The sequence below is a fragment of the Pseudomonas sp. Bc-h genome, from assembly GCF_002080045.1.
Classification (GTDB): domain Bacteria; phylum Pseudomonadota; class Gammaproteobacteria; order Pseudomonadales; family Pseudomonadaceae; genus Aquipseudomonas.
The window spans coordinates 260,392-279,988 of the sequence record NZ_MUIN01000007.1; the positions used below are offsets into that span (position 1 = coordinate 260,392).

A 19,597-nucleotide genomic window follows, 5' to 3' on the forward strand; every position below is an offset into this window, starting at 1 on the left:
GTAAAAGACGTGACGTTATCAGGGTATAGGAACTAACAGGCTCAGCATGGCAGATCAGTCGATTCATCTCTTGGGCACCTATCTGAAGGATTGCCGTGCGCGGCTGGACCCGGCCAGCTTCGGCTTTTCCAGCAGCCGTCGGCGCACGCCGGGCCTGCGCCGGGAGGAAGTGGCCCAACGCGCGAATATCAGTCCGACCTGGTACACCTGGCTGGAACAGGGCCGTGGCGGCGCGCCTTCAACCGAGGTCCTGAACCGGATCGCCCAAAGCCTGCTGATGACCGAGCCCGAGCGCGAGCACCTGTTCCTGCTCGCGTTCGGCCATCCGCCGGAGGTCGTCTATCACGCGCCGGAGGGCGTGACACCGCGCCTGCAACGTTTGCTGGACACCCTCGAATTCAGCCCCGCCCTGATCAAGACCGCTACCTGGGACGTACTGGCCTGGAATCGCGCAGCGGCGGCAGTGTTCACCGATTACAACCTGTTGCCGACATCGCAGCGCAACATCCTCAAGCTGATGTTTCTCAACCCTGGCGCACGTGCGAGGCAGGATGACTGGGAAAGCATGGCGCGCTTCATCGTTGCGACCTTTCGCGCGGACGCCGTTCGCGCCGGCGCCGCCTCGCAAGTCAGCAGGCTGGTCGAGGAGCTGTGCAGCCAGAGCCCGGAGTTCGCAACCTTCTGGAGCGACAACGATGTGCGCGTTCATGGCGAAGGCACCAAACGACTGCACCATGAAACTCATGGCGTGATCGAGCTGGAGTACTCGGGTTTTGCAGTGGACGGCCGTCCGGATCTGGGAATGATCGTCTACAACCCCGCGACGCCCGAAACCGCCGAGCGGATTCGGGCGCTGGTGCAAAGTCATAAAGGCTGACGGCGGTCAGCGCGGAAACAGCAACGTCACCGCAGCCCGGAAACCCCAGCCCTGCGCACCATCGCCATCGCGGTCCATCCAGTAGCGCGGGCCTGCCTGAATCGTCAGCGGTTGCCCACCGATTTTCAGCAACTGAGTCACTGTCAGGTTGACCGGCACCGACCACTCCCGGGACTGCCAGTTGTAGGTCGATTCGGTGTTTACACCGTAGGTGGTGAACGTGCTGGTGGTGTAGGAAAGGAAGGGTTGCAGAAAGGTCTGATTGACCTTGTCCTTGTCATGACCCGGATGGCTGTCGAGTCCCCAGATGTGATTGGCGAGAATGCCCCGGGTCCAGCCGTTGGATTGCTTCAGCGCAACGGCGGTGGGCCCCAGCCCCCATTGTTCGTTGCCCAGCAACTCGTCGCTGCCGGTAGGAATCAGGATCGCCGGGCCAGCTCCGACAATCCAGCCGTTATCCGTCTCCTTTTTCGGTGAGAAGAAAAAACTCTGGGTGATGTCGCCCGTGCCTGATTTGTCAGCCGCGCCGCCTGGCGCCAGACCGTGTTGGTCGATGATCGGCAAAATGGTACGTGAAATCAGGTTCCAGTCCTCGTTCAGGCTGAACGGCAGCACCGGCTGGATATTGGTCACGCTACGCATGCCGTCACCGGTCGAGCCCATTTTCTGGTCCCAGTTGTATTGCACCGGCAGGCTGTACATCGCCGCGACCGGGTTGAGCGCCTTTTTCGCAAGCTCTGCGGAGTCCTCGGCATAAGCGGCAGGCACCCACCCGAACGTGAAGATCACTCCCGATGCCGCCACGTTTCTCCAATCATTCGAAACCATCATGCGTAGCCTCCATTACACAAGGCAGGCCCGAACGCCTGCCTTGGCTAATGCACCTGACTTTGCGGGACAGAAACCGCTGTTCACCCCTGATGCTGAGTGATCACCTTGAGCACGTCGGTGTAGGTCACGACGACGGTCTGGCCGACTTTCAGGTTCTTGAGTTTCGCCTGCACTTCAGGCCGCACGACGTCCACGGTCTTGCTCTTGCCAGCCGGACCTTCGAAGGTCACCTGGTTCTTTTTCAGGTCGATGTGGGTGATCTTCAACTGCACCTGAACCTGACGAAACGCTTCGCCGCCAGGGTTCGGGTTGTCCTTGGTGGCACGAAGCTCGCCGCTGCTTGCCTGGGCACCGGGGGCGGCTTTCTGGACATCGGTATCCAGATAAGCGGCGATCGAATGCGTCACTTGCACCTGAACCTGATCACCCACCTTCAGATGGCCCAGGTCCTTCGCCTTGTCAGTCAGTTGTACATGGACCGGTTTGCCTTGCGGCCCTTCGAGGGTGACCTGGTGCGCTGCGGCGTCAACGGCCAGGACTTTGGTAACCACCTGATCGGCCTCCACGACGGAAGACAACGGTATATCGGCGGCATGCACCGTCAGGCTGACAGTAGATAAAGCGGTGGCCAAGGCAACGGCTTTGGCGAGCGAATGCAGATTCATGACAACTTTCCTTGTCGAGAGCGGAGTGGCGAATGAGGCAGATCCATTCGTCCGCTCAAGCATAGACACAAGCTGAAACTGTGCTGAAAAGATAAACCAGCCGGCGGTTTGAGGCCTTGAAACAGCCATCTGAACGGCGTGTGTCAGCCACTTGGCAAAAATCCGGAATCTTTCTGTACCACCGACATCTCCATTTCATACCGACAATCGCTGGAGTACGCGGAACGGCGTCGGTATCTGGATAAGGAGGCAAACCGCCATGAAGAAGAAGAAGATCTGTGCGCTTCTGGGCCTGTGCTGCGTGCTCTCGCTGCCTGGGTGTTTTGACAACGATCAGGCCAAGGACAAAGACCAGAGCAAGGCATCTGTGCAGATGCAGAAACCGGACGAAAGCAAGTGAGATTCCACATGTAGCAAGGAGGCGCCTATGGGCCAAAAAGCGACGATCTATCGCATGGTCATGAAGGAACACATCTGCCCATTCGGATTGAAGGCCCGCGATCTGCTGGTGCGTAATGGTTTCGAAGTTGACGACCACTGGCTACGCACGCGGGAACAGACCGACGCTTTCATGCGTGAACAGGGGGTCGAGACTACACCCCAAGTCTTCATCCAGGGCGTTCGCATCGGTGGTCATGATGACCTGCGCCGCTATCTGGGCAAACCCGTGCGTAACCCGAACGAGGTGACGTATCAACCGGTCATCGCGGTATTCGTCGTTGCGGCCCTGATGGCAAGCGCCACCGGCTGGGCAGCGTCACACAGCCTGCTTACAGCACAGGTCATCAAGTGGTTCATCGCCTTCAGTATGTGCATTCTGGCGATTCTCAAGCTCCGCGATCTCGAAAGCTTCAGCAACATGTTCCTCGGCTATGACCTGCTCGCGCGCAGAGTCGTCCTTTACGCCTATGTCTATCCGTTCGCAGAAGCCTTCGCCGGAGTGTTGATGATTGCAGGGGCGCTGACATGGCTCGCCGCAGCGGTCGCGCTATTCATCGGCAGCGTCGGTGCGTGGTCGGTTTTTCAGGCGGTGTATATGGAAAAACGCGACATCAAATGCGCCTGCGTCGGAGGCGGCAGCAACGTGCCGTTGGGTTTCGTTTCGCTGACCGAGAACCTGATGATGGTGGTCATGGCGCTGTGGATGGGGTTCTCGTCCTGATGAGTGGAGATCGAGTATGGATGGTTACACTGGCGGATGCTTGTGCGCCGAGGTTCGATTCGTAGCATCGGGGCAGCCCTTTCGGGTCGGCCTCTGCCACTGTCTGGATTGCCGCAAACATCATGGCGCGCTGTTCTACGCCTCGGCGATCTTCCCTCAGGACGCGGTGAGCGTCGAAGGCGAAACACGTGACTACGCCGGGCGCTTCTTCTGCCCCAATTGCGGCTCGTCGGTATTCGCTCGATATGAAGATGAGGTCGAGGTGAACCTGGGCTCACTCGATGCGCCTGATCAACTGACACCGACCTACGAATGCTGGACGGTTCGCCGGGAATCGTGGCTGCCGGCATTTGCACTCAAACAACGGTATGAGCGAGACCGTGAGGGTTCGGGCCGCTGCGAGTGAAGCCGGCAAGCCGGCTGCTACAAGGGTTCTGTGCTGGGTCGACGGTTGGAATTCAATCCCGATCCTGTGGGAGAAGCTGGAGCTGTGCGACAGCCCGGGCCGCGATCGGACGATGCGGTGGTTCAGGTACCCGTTCGTCAACTGACCCACCGCATCGCTGCCGTCGCGCAGCTCCGGCTTCTCCCACAGGGATCGCATCGCTCTTCAGCTGATCGTTCCCAAGCCTGCGCGGGAATGCATGTTCGGACGCTCTGCGTCCTGGGGGGCAGTGACCACACTTTCGACTGACACTACGCTTGCGCGAGCAAGCTCCCTCTCGCAATAAATCGAGTCAACTTCAAGTCAGAAGCTCAAGCCAATCGTCGGGTCGCCCTTACTTCACCAAGCGCTTTTCTTTCGAGGGCCGGTAGCCGAAGTAGGAGCTGTAGCACTTGCTGAAATGGCTGGGGGAAACGAAGCCGCAGGCCACCAGCACTTCCACTTGTGACAGCTCGGTGTGCTGCAGTAATCGCCGGGCTTCGGTGATGCGCAATTCGAGGTAGTAGCGCTGGGGTGTGGTGCCGAGCTGCTCCTTGAACAGGCGCTCGATCTGCCTGCGCGAGCGGCCCGCGTAGACCGCCAGTTGTTCCATCTCCAGCGGCTCTTCGAGGTTGGCGTCCATCAGTTTGACGACTTCCTTGAGCGGCGCGCTGACCGAGATATGGCGGCTGGGTTTGATGCGGCGATAGCGGGATTCTTCGAACGACAGAATGTCTTCGATGCCTTCCACCAACGCTTTGTCGTGCAGTTCCTTGATCCACTCCAGCGCCATGTGAAAGGCGCCGGATGGGCTGGACGCGGTAAGGCGGTCGCGGTCGACGACAAAGGGTTCGCTGGTCACATGAGTGACTTTGCAGATTTCGGCCAGTGCCGGACGGTGCTCGGGATGGATCGCGCAACGGTAGCCTTCGAGCAACCCGGCGGCGCCCAGAAACCAGGCGCCGTTCCACAGGCCAGCCAAGGTGATCCCCAGTTCAGCGGCGGTGATAAGGAGGTTGATCAAGTCTTCGTCGACGTTGAGTTCCGTTCGATAGCCACCGCAGATGACCAGTAGATCGAGGTCCTTGAGCGAAGGCAGTTCAAGACGCGCGTCGGGCCGGATGACCAGGCCCAGATCACTGGTGACCTCGCCCTCCTGCAAACCGAAGGTTTTCGAGGTGAAGAGTTTGGGTCTCAGCAGGTTCGCCGTGACGATGGTATCCAGTGCCTGGGTAAACGCAGGCAGGGAAAAGTTCTCCAGCAGCAGGAACCCGGTCCGGGTATGCGAGCAAGGCTGTTTTCTGTTCTCTTCCAGATAGCGAAGGTTTTTGCCCTTCATGCCTCCGCTGAACTCTCGTCTTTCGCTCAACCCACGCCTCGCCCTGTTGTTTCAACGGTCAATCTTCTGGTGCCTTTCACGTACGCGCCTGCCAATCAAAGTCAAAACCGGGATGACGCGCCGTGCATCCCGGATGCCCACTATGGGAGCTGAAAACCGTGAGCGAGCGGGTCTCGGTCATCGACAAATATAGTGTTGTGGCCGATCACCTGCGCCCAACCCGTAATGCTCGGCCGCATGCCGTCGAAGTCGCCGACCTTGACCGCCGCCTCGACCTTGCCCTCGTACAGCGTGCCGATCGGGCTCTCGTGTCGATAGGTGTCGCCGACATTCAGCCGCCCCTTGCCGAACAACTGGGCCATTCTAGCGGAAGTTCCGGTGCCACCAGGAGAACGATCGATGGCCTTGTCGCCGTAGAACACTGCGCAACGACCATCCGCCGTACTGTTCTGCGGTTTGTCACACCAGATAACGTGATGAACGCCGCTGATCCGGTCATTTTCCGGGTGCAGCGGATTGCAGATTTCGGCCAGTGCCGCACGCAGTTTCACGCTCAGACCGACGATGTCAGCGGTGCTCTGCCCTTCAAACCCGGCCCAGCATTGCTGCGGCTCGACCACTGCATAAAAGTTGCCGCCATAGGCGATGTCGACAGTCAGTTGGCCTACACCCGGCACATCCACCACGACGTCAGCGCTGTGCAAGTAACTGGCGACGTTGAACAGCGTGATCGACTCGACGTACTCATCGCCCAGGGTGTACTCGACATCGACCCGGCCTGCCGGGGTTTCGATGGCCAGCTTGCCCGGCTGTTTCGGCGTTACCAGGCCCTCTTCGATGACCACCGTCGACAGCCCGATGGTCCCCGCACCGCACATCGGCAGACAGCCGCTGACTTCGATGAACAACGCGCCAAAATCGCAATCATCGCGCACCGAGGGATAGATGATCACCCCGGACATGATGTCGTGGCCGCGTGGCTCGAACATCAACGCGGTGCGAACCCAGTCATGATCACGGACGAATATCTCCCGTCGCTCGGCCATGGAGACCGATGGCAGCAACGGACCACCGCCGGCCACGACACGAACCGGATTGCCGCAGGCGTGGGAGTCGATACAGAAAAAACTGCGTCTCATGGTGACGTCCTGTTAAACCATTTTGCTTGGAGAATGGCGCTGCAGCGCGCCGCGAGACAGACGATCCAGGAGCAAGGCGATGGCGACGATGGCGAGACCGGCGCGCAGGCCCAGGCCCATTTCCATCCGCGACAGCCCGCGAGTGACTTCAGCCCCCAAGCCACCCGCCCCCACCAGACCGGCGAGGACCACCATCGCCAGCGACATCAGGATGCACTGGTTCAGGCCCACCAACAGCGTTGGCGCGGCGGTCGGCAGTTCGATCTTGAACAGGATGTCCTTCGGCGAAGCACCGGATGCCTGACCCAGTTCCAGCAGGTCCTTGGGCAGTTGTTTGAACGCAAGGGTGGTCAGGCGCAGCATCGGCGGAATGCCGTAAACGATGGTGGCGATGATCGCCGGAACACGACCCAGGCTGAACAGGATCACTGCCGGAATCAGGTACACCCACGGCGGAACCGTCTGCATGATGTTGAGGATCGGCAGAAACGCATCGTCGACGCGCTTGACCCGAGCCGCCAGCACGCCCAGCGGGAAGGCAATCGCCACCGAAATCAGCACCGACACCGACACCAGCGCGATGGTCTGCATCGAGGCAACCCAGAGGCCAGAGAACAGGCAGAACGCCAACATCAGCGCCGCGAACACCGCCACGCGTTTGGTGGCGAAGATGAGCGCTGCGACGAAGACGATGGCGATCATTATGTAGGGATGAGGCGCCAGCAACAGGCGCTCGACCAGCCCCAGTACCGCCTCTACCACTTGGCTGATGGCAACGAACAAGCCATGCAGGTTGGCGTTCAGCCAGTCCACCGCGGGGGCGAGAAACTCGCCGGGAGAAAAACGCAGGTCGGCGATGCTCATTGGCTTGCTCCCACACGAGACCGCGCGGCGCTTTGCGCCAGACGGTCGAGGATCATGGTCAGGATGACGATGGCGATGGCCGCGTTGATCGACTTGACGATGTCCAGCGTTCGGACCGCGCCGTAGATCGACTCACCGAGGCCGCCGGAACCGACAATGCCGGCGATCACTACCATGCCGAAGGCCATCATCAGGCTCTGGTTGACGCCTGCCATGATGCTCGGCATGGCGAAGGGCAGGCGGATCTTGAAGAACATCTGCATCCCGGTCACCCCGCTGGCGTCGCCAAGCTCGATGAACTCCTTGGGGGTCATGCGAATGCCCAGCGAAGTCAGGCGCAAGGCCGGTGGTAACGCGACAATGAACGTCGCCAGCAGCGCAGTGGCCGGGCCATAACCCAACAGCGCAATGGCCGGCAGCAGATAGATATAGGGCGGCATGGTCTGCACCAGGTCCAGACACGGATCGACCACCCGGTCGAATGCCGGCGCAAGCCCCGCGACCACGCCCAACGGAATGGCGACCAACAGCGCCAGTATGGTCGCGGTAAGAACAAGAGCCAGGGTGCTCACGGTCTCCGGCCACAATCCGATCAGGGCGCAAAACACCAGTGCCAGCCCCGACAGAACCGCGAAACGCACGCCAATCAGGCGCCAGCCGATCACTGCGAACAGCAGCGCAACGACGTAAAACGGCGGCAATGCGATGCACCAGAGCACGCCCTTGTAGACCGCCGTCAGCGCATCGTTGGCCGCGCTGAACAGGAACTCGCCATGGTCGGCCAGCCACTCCAGACTGGAATCGATGGCCAAATCGAACTGACTGGAAAAGTCTGGGGTGTTCATGCCGAAGCCTCCAGCGCAGCAGTGGCTGACGAGGCTGAGAATTCGTTCGGAATCCCCTGCACGCCGCGCAGCAGATCACGCGGGGTGATGATCCCGACCACAGCGCCGTTATCGACCACCGCCAAGGCATCGCGCTCGGATTTCATGGTCAGCCCGATCAGCTCGTTGATGTCCGCATCGAGCGTGGTCTTGATCAAGCGCGAGATATCGCAGCCGGGATTGGCCGCCCTGAACGGCTCGACCGGAGTCATCACCGAGTGGGCCTTGACCAGATGCAGGCGCGAGATGCCCGCGACGAACTCGGTCACGTAATCATCGGCCGGGTTGAGCACGATGTCTTCGGCGGTACCGACCTGAATGATCACGCCGTCTTTCATGATCGCAATGCGGTCGCCGATGCGGATCGCTTCATCGAGATCGTGGGTAATGAACACCGCAGATTTGCCGAGCTCTTTGGTCAGCTGGCGGAACTCGTCCTGCAGCTGGCGGCGAATCAACGGGTCGAGGGCGCTGAACGGCTCGTCCATCAGGATCACTTCCGGGTCGGCGGTGATCGCCCGGGCCAGACCGACCCGCTGCTGCATGCCCCCGGACAACTCGCTGGGGTAACGCTGCGACCATTCACTCAGGCCCACTTTCGCCAACGCACGCTCGGCCACCTTGTAACGCTCAGCCTTGCCGATGCCCTGCACTTCCAGGCCGAACGCGGTGTTTTCCAGCACCGTGCGGTTGGGCAGCAAGGCCACGCTCTGGAACACCATGCCGATGTGCCGGGCGCGGACTTCGCGCAATTGTGCCGCTGAAAGCGTGGAAAGATCCTTGCCCTTGACCAGGACCTTTCCGGAACTTGGGGTGATCAGCTTGTTGAGCAACCTGATCAGGGTGGATTTGCCACTGCCGGACAACCCCATGATGCAAAAGATTTCTCCACGGCGGACCTGGAGACTGACGTCCGAGACCCCGACCACGCAGCTGTAATCTTGCAGAATCCGGGTCTTGGTGAGGCCCTGTTGCACGACAGCTTGCATCGCGGCAGGTGCGCTTTTCCCGAAGATTTTCCAGACGTTCTGGCAATCTACCAGCACTTCGTTAGTGTCAATTTTAGCCGTTGTCATGTCGTAACCCGTCGAGTCAGTTTTTGGCTGACTTCTCTCATTGATCAAAAGGCGGCAGTGGCAAAAAAGCGTTGCGTATCAGTTCTTGACGTTTTCCCAGCGCTTCAACAAATCGGCGTGGCTGTCGGTCCAGCCCTTGACGGCCTCATCCATGGTTTTGCCGTCCTTGACCTCGGCGTTCATGGCAGTGATGTCGGCGATGGGCACGTAAACACTGGCCATCAGCTCACGGGCACGCGGGTTGCCCTCGGCGAAGCCTTTGTGGCCGATCCAGTAATAGCCTTGCAGCGGCGGGAAGATGGCTTTGGGGTCTTTCAGAAATTTCAGATCAAACTTCTTGGTCATCCAGGACGGATCCCACACGGTGACTGCCACCCACTCCTTGCGGTCCACGGCAGACTTCAGCGCCGCGGTCATCGCAGCGGTACTGCCTTCGACCAGCTTCAGCTTGAGGTCATAAGCCTTGACCACGTTGTTGGCATCGCTCATCAAACCTGAACCGGGCTCGATGCCGATGATCTTGCCGCCGAGCTTGTCGGCGTTGGCATTGAGTTGATCGATCGAATCGATGTCGACGTAGCTGGGCACTGCCAGCCCCTGGTACAGACCGAACGAGACAGGCGACAGTTTTTCGATCCTGTTCTTGTTCTTGTTCCAGTAATCGGAGGCGGCGTAATCGGTCTGCGAAGCCAGGACTTGAACATCACCTTTGGTCAAGGCTGCATAGGCAATGCCCCACTCCGAAAACTCCACCACTTTGACCGTGTAACCCGAGTCCTCAAGGACCTTCTTGGTGATGCCGGTGATGGGGGTCAAGTCTTCCCAGTTCATGGTGCCCATGGTGATGGTTTTCTCTTCGGCGTGAACCGGCAGACTCATCATGCCTGCTACCGCAACCGCACAGACTGCCTTCCAGATTTTCTTCATGGCGTTCCCCGATCTACGTTTATCAAACTGGTTATGGGTGTTTTACAAAACTCGGTATTGCGACTCGACCTCAACCTTCCCGACCGGCCCGAAGTGCCTGCCAGCGAATGACTGAACTGACACCCAGCTGCGTCAGCAACCTGGGTGGTAACTTGCTCGGCCCAGGAGCCTGGCTGTAACGCTGCAAAAACTCCGACTGCGTGCCGGTTGCCAGCTCTGCTGCCATGACCCCGGCCAGCGTGCTTTTCACCGTGCCCAAACCGTTTTCGCAGCACGCGGCGTAGAGGTTTTCTTCCACTTCGCCAAACGCTGGGGCGCTGTTGCGGCTCAGGCACAGGCGCCCCGCCCAACTGAATTCGATGGGCGTCGACTTCAGCTCCGGGAAACGTGCGTCCAGCGAATGCCGCTGTTCTTCGGCCACCGCCGCAACCCGCATGGGCGTCACGGTGATGTTCGGGTCGTAGGTGAACTTGGTGCGAATAACGATTCGCGATTGCCCGTTCGAAGTGATCTTGCGCACCGTTGCGCCCATCGGATCGGCGGGCAGCAGCGCCCAGCGGTCGTGACCGGTGACGTTGCGTTTGAATTCGTCGTGGCTGAACCCGGCAGTCATCGAGGCGTAGGTGAAGACGTGCAGCAACCGCCCCTTGAAGTGCCCGAAGTCTTCGATGTGACCGTTGACCGCCAGAATGACTTTCGGTGCCGAGACCCGGCCCTTGTGGGATTTCGCTACCCAGCCCGTTCCGGACTTCGAGAGCTCGACAATCGGCGAGCGCTCGTAGAGGCTGATCTTCTGCCCCAGCCCCTGCGCGAGATCGCGGATGTACTGGGCCGGCTGAATCATCACCGCGCCGGGGGTGTACAAGCCGCCGTGGTAGTAATTGGAACCGGTGATTTCCAGCATCTGCTTTGCGTCGTACAACTCATGCCGTTCGCCGATCCCTGCCAGGGATTTCGCGTACTTGAGGTTCAGCTTCAAACCGCGCTCGGTGGCCGCCGCATTGATCTTCCCGGACGGGTCGAAGGTCTGCGGCGACATACCATATTCGGCCGCAGCCTGAGCCGCAAAGTCGATGGCAAAGCGGTTCTGCGCGATCTCCAGCGCGGTGGCCGACTCACCGGCCACCGAATATTCGCCGGAGGACAGGCTGTGAGGCACGTCGATCATGAAACCGGAGTTGCGCCCCGCAGGGCCTTTGGCGATTTCATGGGCGTCGACCACCACGATGCTGTCGTCCGGGCGCAACTGGGACAGCCGACGCGCCGCCGACAGACCGGCGAATCCCGCACCGATGATCAGCCAGTCCGCCGACACGTTCCCATCAAGCATTCGCACAGGGGCAGAACGCGTGGAGATCGCCTCCCAGCCTGAAACCCCGGTGTCTACCGGCAGCCGCTTGATGGTGTGATCGCTCATTTTACGGTCTCGTCAACCGACCGATCAGACACATCGATCCAGATGGTTTTGATTTCGGTGTACTGGTCGTGCGCGAACACCGACTTGTCACGACCACCGAAACCGGATTCCTTGTAGCCACCGAATGGCGTGGAAGCGTCGCCTTCGCCGAAACAGTTGACGGTGACGATCCCGGCGCGAATTTCGCGAGCCAGCTTGATCGCCCGGCGCAGGTTGCCGGTGTACACCGAGGCGGCCAGGCCATAGTTCGTGTCATTGGCCAGAGCGATGGCTTCCGAGATTGAGTTGAAGGTCGTGACCGACAGCACCGGGCCGAAGATCTCTTCCTGGAACAGCCGGCTGTCGCGGTCCACGCCGTCGATGACGGTGGGCTGAATGAAGGCGCCGTCCTGTGTGTCGCCGCCGTAAACGGCTTCCAGATTGCTCGCACTGGCGTAGTCCAGGTACGACTTCACTTTCTCGAAATGGTCGCTGCTGACCAGTGCGCCCACGCGATTCTGCGGGTCCAGCGGATCGCCCATTTTCCACTCGCGGATATAGGCGCCCATGCGCTGGAGCAGTTCGTCTTTGACCGAGGCATGAACCAGCAAACGCGAAGTGGCCGAGCAGTTCTCGCCCATGTTCCAGAACGCGCCATTGACCACCTGTTCGGCGACCAGGTCCAGGTCCTCGGCGTCGTCCATGACCACGGCCGGGTTCTTGCCGCCACACTCGAGCACTACACGCTTGAGATTGGAATCGGCGGCGTAATGCAGGAAGCGGCGACCGGTAGCGGTGGAACCGGTGAAGCTCACCATGTCGACATCCGGGTGCAGGCCGAGGGGTTCGCCAACGTCCTTGCCAGTACCGGTGACAATGTTCAGCACGCCAGCCGGAACGCCCGCTTCGAACGCAAGCTCGGCGACGCGAAGGGTGGTCAGGGTGGTTTGTTCAGCGGGCTTGACGATCACCGAACAACCGGCGGCCAGCGCAGGGCCGATCTTCCACGCGAGCATCAACAGGGGGAAGTTCCACGGCAGCACGCAGCCCACAACACCAATCGGCTCGCGCACCACCATGGTCAGGGCATCGTTGCCGACCGGCGCGGTGTGATCGTAGAGCTTGTCGATGACCTCGGCGTGCCAGCGCAGGGTGTGGATGGTGTCTGGCACGTCGACCAGTTGGCACTCACGCACCGGTTTGCCGCTGTCCAGGCTTTCCAGCACCGCCAGTTCATGACGATTGTTTTCCAGCAGTTTGGCGAACTTGAGCAGCACGGCCTTGCGCTCGCCGGGCGGCAGCAGCCTCCAACGGCCATCTTCGAAGGCTTCTCGGGCTTTGCTGACGGCGTAGTCCACGTCGTCCGAAGCGCAGGCCGAGACCTCGGTCAACAGCTCACCGGTGGCAGGATTGGCGGTAGAAAAGGTGCTGCCGGAAATCGCAGGTTTGAAAGCGCCGTTGATAAAGGCGGTGTTCGGAAACGACATCGACTTTGCGATGGCGGCATATTCGGCCGCAGTCAGAAGATCACGCATTGTTGGCTCCCGAGGTGATGTGGGCGACGGTACGTTTCACGTTGGTGATGACGGTCTGCAGGCTACGTTTGTCGTCCGCATTGAGCGGACGCAGTGGCGCACGCACGTCGCCGACCTTGAGCCCGTTCAACTCGCAACCGAACTTGATGCACTGCACGAACTTGCCGCCGTCCAGGGCATTCATTAGCGGCATCATCGCCGACATGATCTGGCGGCCCTTGTCGAAGTTCTTCTCGACGGCACAGGCTTCATATAACGCAACATGCTCTTTGGGCAGGAAGTTGGAACCGGCACATACCCAACTTCTGGCACCCCAGGCAAAGAACTCCAGTGCCTGATCGTCCCAGCCGCAAGAGAGCGCTATATGAGGGAATTCACGAGCCAGTAAATGAACACGGCCCATGTCGCCAGAACTTTCTTTAATGGCTTTTACGTTTTTGGACTTGCCGACACGAGCGAGGTACTCCTCGTTCATTTGCACGCACATGCGACCTGGATAGTTGTACAACATGATCGGCATGTTGGCCGCGCGGTCGATGGTCAACGCGTGAATGGCGTTTTCCTGATCGGTGGGCAGCGCGTATGGCGGTGTGGTGACGAGGATCGCGTCGGCCTTGATCCGCTTGGCGTCTTCGGCAAACAGCACCGCGTCTTCGGTGCGGATGGCGCCGGTGCCGATGATCAACTGCACGCGGGAGCCGATGACTTCCTTGGCGTGTGCGGCGAGTTTGAGGCGTTCTTCAGCCGTCTGCGCATAATATTCCCCGGTGGAACCGCCAATGATGATCCCGTGCACTTTCGCTTCGATCAGAGATTCGAGAACCTCCGAAAACACGCTCCAGTCGATTTCACCGTCAGGGGTGTGTGGCGTAACTGCCGGTGTGTAAATGCCTTCGAATTTCAAGACGATATTCTCCGAATAGAATGGCCGTAGCGTTTAACGAACAACGGACAATAAACAACAGGCGAAGCTGTACGCGGCCGAAGCCATGGAACGCGAAATAAAATGCCGTTTGGTTCAGGGATAAATCCCGACTTCAAAACAAATTGTGCAGGTGCAACAGCGCCGCTAGATCAAGACCTGGATTTTCATCTGAGCATCAATCAGAACGTCAATGTTCTTTATTCAGCGCGCAGCGAAGCACATTTCAAAACCGGCTCAAGTGGCACCGAGCAGGCGATAGAAAAACGCTGAATCCTTAGAAATCGTTCGGTCGAGACAACGCCTTTGGATCAGGCAGGATCTGTTCGACACAGGGCAGATGAGCAATAGCTTCAGTAAACATAGTCAGACCGTATCTATCCCAATTGGCAGTGACGACGGTTTCTTATTTTCAGCACGTATGGACAGTTTCCATCGGCTTTTGCACGTCTCGAATCCTCTACCGTCGGGCCTGAGGATTACTGGCGGCTTGTGTGAAGATTACGTGTCGAACGCGTTTGCCAACAAGAAACCTTTTCACTGGACAATGCATAAAAAAATGTTATCGATTGGACTCCAGGACGTCGTTCGCGCAGCTGATACCCGGTTCATTCGAACTGCGACAGGACCCAGTCCCTGAACCGACAACAGGCCTCGTCATGCTCGCGGTCTTCCCTGAACGTCAGGTAATGCTGGCTTTCCTTGAGCACCACCTCTTCGGCGACCGGCCGCACCAGCCGCCCTTCCTCAATGAGCTTTGTCACCAAGTGGTTCCAGCCCAGAGACACGCCCTGATCGGTGAGCACCATGCTGATGATCAGGTTGTAGTCGTTGGCGTTCAGCACATGCGGGCTGTCGTGAGGGCGCTCGTCCAGGTTGATGTTGTGGAAGGCGAACCACACGCTCCAGTCCACATGTTCCGCCACCTGCGAACGGCCGTAGGGGCTCAGATTGAGCAGCACGCCGTTGCGCAGCCCCTCCAGGCTCGACAACTCAGGGTGAGCGTCTCGGTATTGCGGGGTACAGACCGGATAGATCACGTCGTGAAACAGTGGATAGCTGCGATAGCCATCCTGGATCCGCGCCATCTTGGTGATGAAAATGTCCGGGCGAATGCCGGGCTCCATCGACAGAAAGTTCTGGGTGGTGATCAGGTTCAGGTCGATATCAGGATTCTGGCTGAAAAAGGTCGGCAGTTTCGCCGACAGCCAAAGGGCAGAGAACGCGGGGGAACAGCACAGCGTCAGTACGCGCTTCCCGGCGTTATGGGTGCGGATGCGCTCCGCGGCCTGGGAGATATTGACGAAGGACATCTGCGCCGCGTCGAAGAAAATTACGCCCGCTTCGGTCAGCTCGACAGCGCGCCCTACCCGCTTGAACAGCGCCACGCCCAGGTAGGTTTCCAGCTCGCGGATCTGCCGGCTGATCGCCGCCTGCGTCACGCAGAGCGCCTCTGCGGCACGGGTAAAACTCTGGTACTTGGCCGCTGCCACAAATGACTTCACCGCCTTGAGCGAAGGCATTTTCAGCAGCGTCATGTCTGGATCGATGTGCTTGACCATAACTTGAAGTATTGAATCCCGTCCGCAAGCCTTTCAGAGAATAGCGGGAACAGGCAACCGCGATGCCCGCCCCGAAGCGCAGGCGCCGAGGTTATCTCAAAGTGATGGCATGTGACAGGAAGCAGGCTTACCCCCTCACCGCCGCCTCTATCGCCGCGATGTCGATTTTGCTCATGCCCATCATCGCGTTGAATGCACGTTTGGCCGCTGCGCGATCAGGATTGGCAATCGCTGCCGTGAGGACCCGCGGGGTGATTTGCCAGGAAATACCATATTTGTCCTTGCACCAGCCGCACACACTGGCCTCGCCGCCGTGGCCGATGATCGCGTCCCACAGTTGGTCGGTCTCCACCTGATCATCAGTCGCCACCTGGAATGAAAAAGACTCGTTGTGCTTGAACACCGGGCCGCCATTCAAGCCGATGCAGGGGATGCCCATCACGGTGAATTCAACCGTGATCACATCACCCTGCTTGCCCGAGGGGTAGTCGTCAGGCGCGAGGTGCACGGCGGTCACTGCGCTGTCCGGGAATGTCCTGGCATAAAAGTTCGCGGCTTCTTCAGCGGTGCCTTCGTACCAGAGGCAGATTGTGTTCTTGCTGACCATGTTGGCTCTCCAGATCGGGGAATGGAGAAGTCAGTCTAGACGGCGAATACCGCGTGGCGATTGCGGGTGACGGCTCACGCCGTGATCGTTCCCACGCTCTGCGTGGGAATGCAGCGTCTGACGCTCTGCGTCAACCGGGCACGGGCACGGATCATCCAGATCGGCGTTACCACGCGGAGCGTGGGAAGGATCAAAAAGCGTAGAGCTTTCAGTCCGCCACTTCCACACGATTTCGCCCCGCCCGCTTGGCGTGATAAAGCGCCGTGTCCGCCAGGCCATAGGCATCATCGAAGCGCGTGCCCGTGGGATTGGCGCTGACGCCAAAGCTGGCCGTGATGCAGCGGTCCACCGGGTGGCCGAATACGTGATCGGCGATGGCCTGGCGCATGGCTTCGGCCAGTGTCAGGCCTTCTTCGAGTTGCCCGCCGGGGATCAACACCGTGAATTCTTCCCCGCCGACCCGGCCAATCGCGGCGTGTTCGCCAACGATGCGCCGCAGGCAGTCGACGATGCCCTGTATCACCGCATCGCCTGCAGGATGGCCAAACTCATCGTTCACATGCTTGAAGTGATCGATGTCCAGCACGATCATCACCGCGCCCGTGCGCAACAAGGCCTGGGTGGTCATCTCGATGATCGCACCGCGGTTCAGCACACCTGTCAGTGCGTCGTGCGTAGCACGGTATTCCAACTGCCGGGCCAGGGTCTGCAACTGGGCGTTGAGCGCATTCATCTCACGCTCTGCGCGGTCACTGCGACCGATCAGGCGCCGGGTTTCGCGCATGAGCCGCTCGTAGTGGGACGCCAGCTCGGACAGCGACTGGCGATACACCTGCGCGTCCGCGTGGGTCTGCGCCAGCGTTGAGCGCGCCTGCTCCAGCGCCTCGGCCTCGCTTTTGAACAGGTCCGGAGCCGGATCTTTGGAAGCCCCGAAGGAAGCCACTGAAGCTGCCATGTCCATGATCCTGTTCACGTCGTTACGGGATGGTCGTTGAAGATGATCGAGGTGAAATCGGCCTTCAACTCTTCGCCGAACTCGAAGATGGTTTCGTCTTCTTCTTCGTGGTACCAGTTCACGATGATCTGATTACCGGCTTCGGCGGCCTGATCCAGGGCATCGAAAATGCTGAACAGCATCTTGGTACTTGAGCTGTTGAAGTACGCCAGCGCGATGTTGGCGGTGATCGTCGCTCCTTCCTTGCTCGCCAGATAACTGCGCAGTTGCTGCACGATGGGTGCATAGAAGGCCGCGGCGTTTTCCGGGTAGGACTCGCCTTTCATCGAAAGAAGGTGCTGGTCGAAACGAAAATCGATTTCCGGCGAAGTGGCCGTTGCTTCGATGTAGAAGTTGTCCATGGCTAGGCGTCGCTCAATTCAGATAGTGGCTTTAAGGCAAAACAGAGTGGTGTCCGGGTCGTCGGCGCGCGGATGAAAACCGAATTCCAGAGGCGCGCAGGCGTCGCGGGCCATGGTCAGAAAGCCCAGGCCCGCGCCCTTGCTGTCTTCCGGTGTCTCGGCGCGCAGCGTCACTTTGTAGGCCTGCTTGATTTCTTCGATCGACATGTTGCGCAGCGGCTCGAGTTTTTCACGCAGGCGTTCGATGTCGACGGTAGCGATCGGGTTGGCGCAGAGCATCAGATGGCGCTCGCCGTCACTGCTGATGCACACCGCGCCCTGACGCAGTCCGGACTCATCGGCAACCGATGCGCTGAGGGCATCGGAGGAGTAATGAATGATGTTCTGCGAGAGTTCGACGAATGAGGAAAACAGCTTGCGCCGCGTGGGGCCACTGACGCCCGAGATTTCCAGCTGCAACTTCACCACCTCGGCCATTGCCGAAATGATGTGATGGGAGAAATACCCCATATGATAGAAAATCACGTTCCGCTGTTGGGCGAGATCGAAGAACGTGCAGTCCTGCTGAGCAGTGGGTGAGTTGAACATCATCATTCCTAAAGACGGGCACAGAATAAGGTCAGGTCGTCACGACGGGTCTGCTCGCCCTGCCACACGGCCAGTGCCGCTTGCAGCGCTTCGCAGACAGCGCTCGATGACTGGGTGCGGTGCTCGACGATGGTGTCGAACGCCTTGCGTTTGCCGAAAGCGATTTTCTTCGGGCCGCCGATTTGATCGGTCATGCCGTCAGTGGCAATGAACATCAGGCTGCCGCGCTGCATCTGCGCGGTGCTGATCGACCACTCGTAGTCGAAATCGCTGTCCACGTAGCCCACGCCCATGCGCTGTCCGGCGATGGTCTGCAGCTGTTCGGCATCGGGTTGCAGCACGTGCAGGGCCATGCGTGCGCCGGCGAAGTTGAGGATCTGCGTGGCGTTCTCGAACCAGAAGAACGCGGCGTCCAGGCCGTCGTCGGACTCGGGGGTGCCGTCCAGTCCGTCGACCTGCCCCAGCAGCTCCTTGACGCTGCGGTTGACCGCCGACAACAGCCGCGCGGGGTTGCGTGGCCCCAGCTGGTTCAATGCCTGCGTCAGCGACGAGGAGGCGATCAGGGTCATGAACGCCCCCGGCACGCCATGCCCGGTGCAGTCGGCAATGGCGCCAAACCAGCCGTCCGGATAGGCGCAGAAATGATAGAAATCGCCGCCCACTACATCTCGCGGCTCCCACAACAGCGAGGCATCGTCCAGGGTCGAGGTCAGCGCCTCACGGGAGGCGCGCAGCATGGCGCGTTGGATGACGCTGGCGTATTCGATGCTCTGCATCATCTGGCGGTTTTTCTCGGCCTGCATGGCCGCGACCACCGCCATCAATTCCAGGCCATTGCCGAGCCCTGCGAAACGTCCGTTGCGGGTGACGATGAAGCCGTCCGCCAGGGCCTTTTCACCGAACTCCACGGTCTTGAACGTCAGTTCTTCAATGCTCATCTGCGCATCGACGATCAGCGGTTCCTTGTCCATGAAGGCGATGCAGCTTTTCTTGTCGTACAGCTCGCGGTGAAACGGCTTGCTCATCTGCGACAGAAAGATGTTGCGGTTGATCAGCCCGATTGGCCGCTCGCCCTCCACCACCGCCAGGCTGGCCCGATCGCGATGGGCCGAGAAGATTTCCATGACCCGGCTGTTGGTGCTGTCGGAGTCGATACCGGGCACTTCATTGCACAGATCGCCGGCGCACCGGTGATCCCTCGGCAATGCCGGACGCATGAATGTGAAATGTTCTGCCTGCATGCTCGTGCCACCGCGCCAGACTAAAGCGCGGAGACTATCAAGGTGATATTAAAGTGATGTTACAAAAAGCGGATATGTTCAGGTCTGGCGTTTTACTCCCATGCCTGCGACCCCGCACTTGGTGTTAAATACCGCCTTCAGGTTGTACGTCAGCCCCCGTCGCACGGCGCAGAAACGGAAAGCGATATGAAAAACCATTTTG

22 protein-coding genes are annotated in these 19,597 nt (G+C 59.6%); 5 read left to right on the forward strand and 17 right to left on the reverse strand.

The genetic code is table 11. The features are described 5' to 3' along the window. Positions 1–46 precede the first annotated feature (46 nt). Positions 47–877 (forward strand): helix-turn-helix transcriptional regulator, encoded by an 831-nt coding sequence (locus tag BWR59_RS14085; protein ID WP_081566245.1) that lies wholly within the window; start codon positions 47–49, stop codon positions 875–877. A 6-nt stretch (positions 878–883) separates the two neighbouring features. On the opposite strand, the gene BWR59_RS14090 is transcribed toward BWR59_RS14085, so the two are convergent. Both BWR59_RS14090 and BWR59_RS14095 read right to left on the reverse strand, forming a co-directional pair. Continuing rightward, complete coding sequence (locus BWR59_RS14090; RefSeq protein WP_143490838.1) at positions 884–1,705, reverse strand: transporter; 822 nt, start codon at positions 1,703–1,705, stop codon at positions 884–886. 83 nt (positions 1,706–1,788) lie between these two features. Beyond that, positions 1,789–2,373, reverse strand: coding sequence for a hypothetical protein (locus BWR59_RS14095; protein ID WP_081566247.1), 585 nt, complete (start codon positions 2,371–2,373; stop codon positions 1,789–1,791). Between the two features lie 259 nt (positions 2,374–2,632). On the opposite strand from BWR59_RS14095, the gene BWR59_RS32395 reads away from it, so the two are divergent. The 3 genes from BWR59_RS32395 to BWR59_RS14105 are packed head-to-tail and all read left to right on the forward strand — an operon-like array spanning position 2,633 to position 3,941. Continuing rightward, on the forward strand, positions 2,633–2,773 hold the full coding sequence (locus tag BWR59_RS32395) for a hypothetical protein (RefSeq protein ID WP_168184485.1): 141 nt from the start codon (positions 2,633–2,635) through the stop codon (positions 2,771–2,773). Positions 2,774–2,800: 27 nt separating this feature from the next. Then, positions 2,801–3,535, forward strand: coding sequence for a glutaredoxin (locus BWR59_RS14100; protein WP_081566248.1), 735 nt, complete (start codon positions 2,801–2,803; stop codon positions 3,533–3,535). Between the two features lie 16 nt (positions 3,536–3,551). Then, on the forward strand, positions 3,552–3,941 hold the full coding sequence (locus tag BWR59_RS14105) for a GFA family protein (protein ID WP_081566249.1): 390 nt from the start codon (positions 3,552–3,554) through the stop codon (positions 3,939–3,941). A 373-nt stretch (positions 3,942–4,314) separates the two neighbouring features. Here the strand turns inward: BWR59_RS14105 and BWR59_RS14110 are convergent, their stop codons facing one another. The 9 genes from BWR59_RS14110 to BWR59_RS14150 all read right to left on the reverse strand — a co-directional run bounded on the left by BWR59_RS14110 (position 4,315) and on the right by BWR59_RS14150 (position 14,023). Then, complete coding sequence (locus BWR59_RS14110; RefSeq protein ID WP_081566250.1) at positions 4,315–5,298, reverse strand: GlxA family transcriptional regulator; 984 nt, start codon at positions 5,296–5,298, stop codon at positions 4,315–4,317. A gap of 140 nt (positions 5,299–5,438) precedes the next feature. Beyond that, positions 5,439–6,437, reverse strand: a complete 999-nt coding sequence (locus tag BWR59_RS14115) for a 4-hydroxyproline epimerase (protein ID WP_081566251.1) — start codon at positions 6,435–6,437, stop codon at positions 5,439–5,441. A 12-nt stretch (positions 6,438–6,449) separates the two neighbouring features. Then, positions 6,450–7,301, reverse strand: coding sequence for an ABC transporter permease subunit (locus BWR59_RS14120; RefSeq protein ID WP_081566252.1), 852 nt, complete (start codon positions 7,299–7,301; stop codon positions 6,450–6,452). Beyond that, positions 7,298–8,146, reverse strand: a complete 849-nt coding sequence (locus BWR59_RS14125; RefSeq protein WP_081566253.1) for an ABC transporter permease subunit — start codon at positions 8,144–8,146, stop codon at positions 7,298–7,300. Before BWR59_RS14125 ends, BWR59_RS14120 begins: the two co-directional genes overlap by 4 nt. Beyond that, entirely contained in the window at positions 8,143–9,261 is a 1,119-nt protein-coding gene (locus tag BWR59_RS14130) for a glycine betaine/L-proline ABC transporter ATP-binding protein (RefSeq protein ID WP_081566254.1), read from the reverse strand. The genes BWR59_RS14125 and BWR59_RS14130 overlap by 4 nt, the downstream gene beginning before the upstream one ends. A gap of 78 nt (positions 9,262–9,339) precedes the next feature. After that, on the reverse strand, positions 9,340–10,188 hold the full coding sequence (locus BWR59_RS14135; protein ID WP_081566255.1) for a glycine betaine ABC transporter substrate-binding protein: 849 nt from the start codon (positions 10,186–10,188) through the stop codon (positions 9,340–9,342). A 70-nt stretch (positions 10,189–10,258) separates the two neighbouring features. Further along, positions 10,259–11,605: an FAD-binding oxidoreductase gene (locus tag BWR59_RS14140; protein WP_081566256.1), complete on the reverse strand. Its 1,347-nt coding sequence runs from the start codon at positions 11,603–11,605 to the stop codon at positions 10,259–10,261. Continuing rightward, on the reverse strand, positions 11,602–13,119 hold the full coding sequence (locus tag BWR59_RS14145) for an aldehyde dehydrogenase (protein WP_081566257.1): 1,518 nt from the start codon (positions 13,117–13,119) through the stop codon (positions 11,602–11,604). The genes BWR59_RS14140 and BWR59_RS14145 overlap by 4 nt, the downstream gene beginning before the upstream one ends. Then, complete coding sequence (locus BWR59_RS14150) at positions 13,112–14,023, reverse strand: dihydrodipicolinate synthase family protein (protein WP_081566258.1); 912 nt, start codon at positions 14,021–14,023, stop codon at positions 13,112–13,114. The genes BWR59_RS14145 and BWR59_RS14150 overlap by 8 nt, the downstream gene beginning before the upstream one ends. Positions 14,024–14,125: 102 nt before the next feature. On the opposite strand from BWR59_RS14150, the gene BWR59_RS14155 reads away from it, so the two are divergent. Then, positions 14,126–14,314 carry a hypothetical protein gene (locus BWR59_RS14155; protein ID WP_081566259.1) on the forward strand — a complete coding sequence of 63 codons (189 nt, stop codon included), beginning with the start codon at positions 14,126–14,128 and terminating at the stop codon, positions 14,312–14,314. Positions 14,315–14,649: 335 nt separating this feature from the next. Here the strand turns inward: BWR59_RS14155 and BWR59_RS14160 are convergent, their stop codons facing one another. The 6 genes from BWR59_RS14160 to BWR59_RS14185 form a co-directional block, all read right to left on the reverse strand. Beyond that, positions 14,650–15,603 carry a LysR family transcriptional regulator gene (locus BWR59_RS14160; RefSeq protein WP_081566260.1) on the reverse strand — a complete coding sequence of 318 codons (954 nt, stop codon included), beginning with the start codon at positions 15,601–15,603 and terminating at the stop codon, positions 14,650–14,652. Between the two features lie 127 nt (positions 15,604–15,730). Beyond that, entirely contained in the window at positions 15,731–16,210 is a 480-nt protein-coding gene (locus BWR59_RS14165; protein WP_081566261.1) for a VOC family protein, read from the reverse strand. Positions 16,211–16,418: 208 nt separating this feature from the next. Then, the gene (locus BWR59_RS14170; protein ID WP_081566262.1) at positions 16,419–17,165 is read right to left on the reverse strand and encodes a GGDEF domain-containing protein; all 747 of its coding nucleotides are present in this window, start codon (positions 17,163–17,165) and stop codon (positions 16,419–16,421) included. Positions 17,166–17,179: 14 nt separating this feature from the next. After that, a complete protein-coding gene (locus tag BWR59_RS14175; RefSeq protein WP_081566263.1) occupies positions 17,180–17,566 on the reverse strand; it encodes a DUF1987 domain-containing protein in 387 nt (128 codons plus the stop codon). A gap of 18 nt (positions 17,567–17,584) precedes the next feature. Further along, positions 17,585–18,154: a SiaB family protein kinase gene (locus tag BWR59_RS14180; RefSeq protein WP_081566264.1), complete on the reverse strand. Its 570-nt coding sequence runs from the start codon at positions 18,152–18,154 to the stop codon at positions 17,585–17,587. Between the two features lie 8 nt (positions 18,155–18,162). Beyond that, on the reverse strand, positions 18,163–19,371 hold the full coding sequence (locus tag BWR59_RS14185; RefSeq protein ID WP_230982019.1) for a SpoIIE family protein phosphatase: 1,209 nt from the start codon (positions 19,369–19,371) through the stop codon (positions 18,163–18,165). Positions 19,372–19,597 lie beyond the last annotated feature (226 nt).

What these genes read in the sequence shown, in the direction of transcription:
- BWR59_RS14085 (WP_081566245.1), top strand. Translation starts at nt 47, where the DNA reads ATGGCAGATCAGTCGATTCATCTCTTGGGCACCTATCTGAAGGATTGC.
- BWR59_RS14090 (WP_143490838.1), bottom strand. Translation starts at nt 1,705, where the DNA reads ATGGTTTCGAATGATTGGAGAAACGTGGCGGCATCGGGAGTGATCTTC.
- BWR59_RS14095 (WP_081566247.1), bottom strand. Translation starts at nt 2,373, where the DNA reads ATGAATCTGCATTCGCTCGCCAAAGCCGTTGCCTTGGCCACCGCTTTA.
- BWR59_RS32395 (WP_168184485.1), top strand. Translation starts at nt 2,633, where the DNA reads ATGAAGAAGAAGAAGATCTGTGCGCTTCTGGGCCTGTGCTGCGTGCTC.
- BWR59_RS14100 (WP_081566248.1), top strand. Translation starts at nt 2,801, where the DNA reads ATGGGCCAAAAAGCGACGATCTATCGCATGGTCATGAAGGAACACATC.
- BWR59_RS14105 (WP_081566249.1), top strand. Translation starts at nt 3,552, where the DNA reads ATGGATGGTTACACTGGCGGATGCTTGTGCGCCGAGGTTCGATTCGTA.
- BWR59_RS14110 (WP_081566250.1), bottom strand. Translation starts at nt 5,298, where the DNA reads ATGAAGGGCAAAAACCTTCGCTATCTGGAAGAGAACAGAAAACAGCCT.
- BWR59_RS14115 (WP_081566251.1), bottom strand. Translation starts at nt 6,437, where the DNA reads ATGAGACGCAGTTTTTTCTGTATCGACTCCCACGCCTGCGGCAATCCG.
- BWR59_RS14120 (WP_081566252.1), bottom strand. Translation starts at nt 7,301, where the DNA reads ATGAGCATCGCCGACCTGCGTTTTTCTCCCGGCGAGTTTCTCGCCCCC.
- BWR59_RS14125 (WP_081566253.1), bottom strand. Translation starts at nt 8,146, where the DNA reads ATGAACACCCCAGACTTTTCCAGTCAGTTCGATTTGGCCATCGATTCC.
- BWR59_RS14130 (WP_081566254.1), bottom strand. Translation starts at nt 9,261, where the DNA reads ATGACAACGGCTAAAATTGACACTAACGAAGTGCTGGTAGATTGCCAG.
- BWR59_RS14135 (WP_081566255.1), bottom strand. Translation starts at nt 10,188, where the DNA reads ATGAAGAAAATCTGGAAGGCAGTCTGTGCGGTTGCGGTAGCAGGCATG.
- BWR59_RS14140 (WP_081566256.1), bottom strand. Translation starts at nt 11,605, where the DNA reads ATGAGCGATCACACCATCAAGCGGCTGCCGGTAGACACCGGGGTTTCA.
- BWR59_RS14145 (WP_081566257.1), bottom strand. Translation starts at nt 13,119, where the DNA reads ATGCGTGATCTTCTGACTGCGGCCGAATATGCCGCCATCGCAAAGTCG.
- BWR59_RS14155 (WP_081566259.1), top strand. Translation starts at nt 14,126, where the DNA reads ATGCCGTTTGGTTCAGGGATAAATCCCGACTTCAAAACAAATTGTGCA.
- BWR59_RS14160 (WP_081566260.1), bottom strand. Translation starts at nt 15,603, where the DNA reads ATGGTCAAGCACATCGATCCAGACATGACGCTGCTGAAAATGCCTTCG.
- BWR59_RS14165 (WP_081566261.1), bottom strand. Translation starts at nt 16,210, where the DNA reads ATGGTCAGCAAGAACACAATCTGCCTCTGGTACGAAGGCACCGCTGAA.
- BWR59_RS14170 (WP_081566262.1), bottom strand. Translation starts at nt 17,165, where the DNA reads ATGGCAGCTTCAGTGGCTTCCTTCGGGGCTTCCAAAGATCCGGCTCCG.
- BWR59_RS14175 (WP_081566263.1), bottom strand. Translation starts at nt 17,566, where the DNA reads ATGGACAACTTCTACATCGAAGCAACGGCCACTTCGCCGGAAATCGAT.
- BWR59_RS14180 (WP_081566264.1), bottom strand. Translation starts at nt 18,154, where the DNA reads ATGTTCAACTCACCCACTGCTCAGCAGGACTGCACGTTCTTCGATCTC.
- BWR59_RS14185 (WP_230982019.1), bottom strand. Translation starts at nt 19,371, where the DNA reads ATGCGTCCGGCATTGCCGAGGGATCACCGGTGCGCCGGCGATCTGTGC.